General features: G+C 61.4%; 4 protein-coding genes. 3 read left to right on the top strand and 1 reads right to left on the bottom strand.

Going from position 1 to position 5261, the window contains the following annotated elements; all coding sequences use genetic code 11:
- Positions 1 to 646 precede the first annotated feature (646 nt).
- Positions 647 to 853 carry a hypothetical protein gene (locus tag ACTO3O_RS09675; protein ID WP_297831812.1) on the bottom strand — a complete coding sequence of 69 codons (207 nt, stop codon included), beginning with the start codon at positions 851 to 853 and terminating at the stop codon, positions 647 to 649.
- Positions 854 to 917: 64 nt separating this feature from the next.
- Here ACTO3O_RS09675 and ACTO3O_RS09670 point away from each other — a divergent pair, with 64 nt between their 5' ends.
- Genes ACTO3O_RS09670 through murC form a run of 3 tightly spaced genes read left to right on the top strand, consistent with a single transcriptional unit; the run spans position 918 to position 4966 of the window.
- Positions 918 to 2420, top strand: a complete 1503-nt coding sequence (locus tag ACTO3O_RS09670) for an FtsW/RodA/SpoVE family cell cycle protein (protein WP_297831809.1) — start codon at positions 918 to 920, stop codon at positions 2418 to 2420.
- Entirely contained in the window at positions 2407 to 3579 is a 1173-nt protein-coding gene (gene murG, locus ACTO3O_RS09665) for an undecaprenyldiphospho-muramoylpentapeptide beta-N-acetylglucosaminyltransferase (RefSeq protein WP_298080713.1), read from the top strand. Before ACTO3O_RS09670 ends, murG begins: the two co-directional genes overlap by 14 nt.
- A complete protein-coding gene (murC, locus tag ACTO3O_RS09660; RefSeq protein ID WP_297831803.1) occupies positions 3560 to 4966 on the top strand; it encodes a UDP-N-acetylmuramate--L-alanine ligase in 1407 nt (468 codons plus the stop codon). Before murG ends, murC begins: the two co-directional genes overlap by 20 nt.
- The last annotated feature ends 295 nt before the right edge of the window (positions 4967 to 5261 follow it).

Genomic DNA, 5261 nt, shown 5'->3' with positions numbered 1-5261 from the left:
CTTTAAAGGGCATATTCTGCCGGTTGGCACTCGGCCAATCCGGCAAGAATTGCCGCGGGCGACGGAAATGCGGCGGAGCGAAAGCGGAGCCGCAGTGAGGCGGACACGGGGCAGTGCTTTGGGGTGGAGAGTGAATAGCGCGATTCCGAGAGGAATCGCCGTTCTCGGCGCGCAGTGAACGCCGTAGGCGGGCGCCGGGGGCGCGCCTGAGGACGAACTTCGCAGAATGGGGCGGTGAATGGGATATTGCTTTTGCGACTCGTAGAGTCGCGCAGTTCGCCGCCACCCCACGCGGCGGGCTGCAACTCGACGGGGCTCGTTGCTGCTCTCCGCTGGCGGCGGACTTAAGCTAAGAACGAAATAGCGCGCAAGGCCGAACTCAACAGAATGGGGCGGAGAACAAGGCACTGCTTCTGCGACCCTATGGGTCGCGCGGGCCGGACGCCTCCCCACGGGCGGCCCGCAGCACGTCGCTTCGCGCCGAGAGTTGCGGTTCCTCCCGGGCGTCCGATCGCATTGGAGTTGTACGTACTGGCCAGTCTTCGCGTGCCGCATGGCACGCAAACCGCAGACTCAGAATAGGGAAACGAATATAAGCCCGGGTTCTAAGTCCCCAATCGGTTCCGTCGAAAACTCTCTGCCCCGTTTATTCCGAGAGGCAACGCAACTGAAAACCGTAAGCGCGACCGTCCGTACCGCAAGAACGAACCCACTCCACATTGAAACCTAAATATACACCATTGGAATCGTTGACCGTAGACGACCAGCTGTAGCCATAATTTCCGATACGTCTCGCTCTGCCTTCATAATTCGCCCGCCCGTAGTCGCGGTAGCCCGGGGCCGCGAAATCCATCCTCCCCACCCAAAAGGAGATCGAAAGCCGCGCGAATCTCCCGGAAATTCAGTAGCTTTGTGACATGGCGAAGAAAAGAAGACTCCTTCTCTTTCGGGGCGATAAACCCTTGTGGATTATCGTCGCATCGCTTTTTCTCGTATCCCTCCTCGTCGTCTACTCCGCCACCGCCGCCATGGCCTACCGCGAAGTCGACGGAAACACCTCCTACTACCTCTTTCGCCAGGCACGATTCATCATGATCGGCTTCTTCGTCATCATCGTCGTGCACTGGATCGACTACAAATACTACGCCCGCTACGCCAGAGCCCTCTTTCGTCTCAGCGTCATCCTCGTCATGCTCGCTTATGTGATCGGCGTCTCCTTCAACGAAGCCGCCCGCTGGCTGCGAATCCCCTTTCTCGGCTTCACCTTCCAGCCATCGGAACTGCTTAAAGTGACCTTGGTGCTGGTCGTCGCCCAGCAACTCGGGATTCGGCAACGCGTGATCGCACAAATCCCTATTTTGCCCCCATTGACACCCGGCGGGTGGGGGCGAAACCCTCAACGCAGCTTCGATATCTGGTATAAAACCACCCGGCCTCTGATTCTGCCCATCGTGGTCGCCACCCTGGTCGTTCTGCCCTCCAACTTCTCCACCGCCGCCATCTTGTGGGTGACCTGTATGATTATGCTGATGATCGGTCGTGTGCGGCAGAGCGAACTCAACCGGCTGACCCTCTTTGCCATAGTAGCCGGCGGCCTCTTGATCGGCACCATGTATCTGGCCGGCGTCGGCCGGGCCGAGACCTGGGCCAACCGCCTGACCCAGTTCATAGCCCCCGGCGAGACCGTCGCCGACACCAAACAAGTCAGCCAGGATCGCTATCAGATCGAACAGGCCGAGATCGCCATCGCCTCCGGCGGCGTCTTCGGCAAAGGGCCCGGGAACAGTACCCAGCGCTCGCAGCTGCCCCATCCGTACTCCGACTTCGCCTATGCCTTCATCGTTGAAGAGTACGGCATCGTCGGCGGAATCATCGTCTTTGTTTTGTACCTTTGGATATTTTACCGCGCCGGGCTGATCGTGCGGCGGTGCAGCCGTCCGTCTCAGGGGCTGATGGTGCTCGGTCTGAGCCTGATCGTCACCATGCAGGCCTTCGTGAACATGGCCGTTTCGGTCGGCTTGATGCCCGTGACCGGCCAGCCCCTGCCCTTGATCAGCCTCGGGGGCTCGTCCGTTTTTTTCACCTGCGTGGCGATGGGGATGATCCTCGGCGTGAGCCGCGAAAGCGAGCGGGAACAGCAGGAGAACGAAGCCCGGCTGCGGAGAGAGGCGATTCTTGCCGCCGGCGGCGATCCGGACGACGAAGAGGCGGAACCCGAAACCGTTGCGGCGCCCAAGCGGCCGCTCGTCTTGGGGCGGCGGCGACAGGCGGATGCACACCCGGCGGCCTCCGTTTTCGACAGCGAGGACGAGGAGGACGATTTGGTGCTCGTCGACCGGGGCGACGGGAACGATTGGGACGACCGCTCCGTTGACGGACGTCGCGAGATTATCGATTTAATGGACGATGACGATGAATAACAGACCGTTACGCGTGATTATCAGCGCGGGAGGAACCGGCGGACACATCTATCCGGCCGTGGCCGTGGCCGATGTCTTTCGGGCGGAGCTCGGCGAGGAAGGCGTCGAGATGCTTTTCGTGGGGGCCGAGGGGAAGATGGAGATGGAGCGGGTGCCGAAAGCGGGGTACGAGATCGTCGGGTTGCCTGTGGCGGGATTGCAACGGCGGCCGTTGCTCTCGCGCGCCAATTTGGAGCTGCCGTTCAAGGTGATGCGGAGTCTCGGCCGGGCGCGGCGGATCATCCGGGAGTTTCGACCCGATGTGGCCGTCGGCTTCGGCGGGTATGCCAGCGGGCCGGTGCTGTGGGCGGCTCAGCGGAGGGGGATTCCGACCGTGATTCAGGAGCAGAACTCCTATGCGGGGCTGACCAACCGGCTGCTCGCGAAGCGGGCCAAGGCCGTGTGTGTGGCTTATGAGGGAATGGAACGATTTTTTCCGGCAGCGAAACTGCGGTTTACCGGCAACCCTTTGCGCGACCGCTTTTCGGCCGTGGCAGAGCCTTCGGCGGAGGTGCGGGCCGAAGCGGCTGAATACTTCGGCTTTCCGGTCGACTCGGGGCGGAAGACCTTGCTCGTGGTGGGGGGTAGTCTCGGGACTCGGACGCTGAATCAGTGCATGCTGAAGGGGCTGGACACGTTTGCAGCGCATTCGAACGATGTACAGGTGATCTGGCAGAACGGAAAGTATTATGAACCGCAGATTGCAGCCGCCATTGCTGCGCGTGAGGGTGGACTGCCGGCGAATGTGTGGCGGGGGGCTTTCGTCGAGCGGATGGATCTGGCCTATGCCTTGGCCGACGTGGTGGTGGCGCGGGCCGGAGCCGGGACGGTGTCGGAGCTCGAACTCGTCGGGCGTCCGACGATTTTCGTCCCCTCGCCGAATGTGGCCGAGGATCACCAGACCAAAAATGCGCGGGCGTTGGTTTCGAAAGAGGCAGCCTGGATGGTGGCCGACGCGGAGGCCGAGGCGGAGGCCGTGCCGTTGGCTTTGGAGCTGTTGGCCGATGCCGGTCGGTGTGCGGAACGGGTGGCTAATCTGCGTCGGCTGGGGCGTCCCGGAGCGGCTGCCGAAGTGGCTAAGACAGTGATCGATATAGCAAATGAACGAAACGAAAAATAGCATCTATTTTGTTGGGATCGGCGGCATCGGAATGAGCGCGCTGGCCCGTTATTTCAGGCATGCGGGTTGGCTCGTGGCGGGTTACGACCGGACGCCGTCGCCGCTCACGGCGGCTCTTGAGGCGGAGGGGATCGCCGTGCACTACGAGGATTCAGTCGACCGGATTCCGGAGGCGTTCAGGGATCCGCTGAAGACACGGGTGATTTATACCCCAGCCGTGCCGGTCGACCATGCCGAACTGTGCTGGTTCAGGACGCAGGGGTTCGAAGTGCTCAAACGGTCGCAGATGCTCGGCCTGCTGGGCGAGGGGCGGCGGGTGATGGCGGTGGCGGGGACGCACGGTAAGACCACGACTACGACGATGGTGGCCCACTTCAATGCGGTGGCGGCGGGCGAGGGATCGGCTTTTTTGGGCGGCCTGTCGAAGAATTTCGACTCGAATCTGGTGCTCGGCCCCGGGTTGCGGATGGCGGTCGAGGCCGACGAATTCGACCGCTCGTTTCTGCAACTCCATCCGCAGGCGGCTGTTATCACGTCGGTCGATCCTGATCATTTGGATATTTACGGCACTTATGAGGCGGTGCGCGAGGCTTTTGTGCAGTTCGCCGGGCAGATCGCGCCGGGCGGAACGCTTATTCTCAAAAAGGGGATTGAGTTGCCTTTGGAACAGGCCGATATCCGGCGGTACACGTACCATGTGACGGATTCCGGGGCGGATTTTCATGCCGAAAATCTTCGTGTCGACGGGGGGGGATACTATACGTTCGATTTGGTCTTTCCGGATCGGCGGATCGAGCGTTGTCGGCTGGGGATTCCGGGTTTGGTGAATGTCGAAAACTGTGTGGCGGCGGCGGCGTTAGTGTGGAGCGAGGGTTTTGTCTCGGACGAGCGGATGCGCGAGGCGATTGCGACTTTCCGGGGGGTGCAGCGGCGGTTCGATTTCTGGGTCAATGATCCGTCGGTGGCGGGCGGGACGATCTATATGGACGATTATGCCCACCATCCGGCGGAGCTGCGGGCGATGTTGTCTTCGGTGCGGAAGATGTTCCCGGAACGGGAGCTGACGGTGATTTTCCAGCCTCATCTTTACACCCGGACGCGCGATTTTGCGCCGGAGTTCGCCGAGGCATTGAGTTTGGCGGATCGGGTGTGGCTGTTGCCGATCTATCCGGCTCGGGAGCTGCCGATTCCGGGTGTGGCTTCGGAGATGATTTTGGACGGAATCACGACGCCTCGGAAGAGGTTGATTTCCAAGGAACGACTTCTGGAAGAGGTAGCGGCGTTGGCGACCGGGGGCGTGTTGGTGACAGCGGGGGCAGGCGATATCGACCGTTTTTGTGCCCCGGTGGCCGCGCTTGTGCAACGGAAGAACGGCGGGGTGGGGTAGGCGCGCGAGCGAAGGGTTGGGCCGGCGCCTTGCGTATGCGGTTAGACCCGGCCAAAGCATCCCGTAGGGATGCGCTCTGAAGTTTTTCTGGTTCTCTTTGTTCACAAAGAGAACAGTTCTGTCCGGCACAGAGCTCGACGCGCGCCTCGCCTAAAGAAGCGATTCAACTATTTCGGCGGTGAGCCGAAATAGAATGAATCGCGCAGGCGCGCGAACAAAAAACGGGGTAAGGAATTGGGCCGAGGCTGCCTTAGCGATACGTAGTATCGCTCCGTCCCGCCGGGGTCACCCGGAC

The sequence above is a fragment of the Rikenella sp. genome, assembly GCF_056799795.1.
This window is presented reverse-complemented; position numbering and strand designations above follow the sequence as displayed.

Excerpts from the sequence above, each read along its gene's own strand:
- ACTO3O_RS09675 (WP_297831812.1), bottom strand. The coding sequence starts at position 853 with ATGGATTTCGCGGCCCCGGGCTACCGCGACTACGGGCGGGCGAATTAT.
- ACTO3O_RS09670 (WP_297831809.1), top strand. The coding sequence starts at position 918 with ATGGCGAAGAAAAGAAGACTCCTTCTCTTTCGGGGCGATAAACCCTTG.
- murG (WP_298080713.1), top strand. The coding sequence starts at position 2,407 with ATGACGATGAATAACAGACCGTTACGCGTGATTATCAGCGCGGGAGGA.
- murC (WP_297831803.1), top strand. The coding sequence starts at position 3,560 with ATGAACGAAACGAAAAATAGCATCTATTTTGTTGGGATCGGCGGCATC.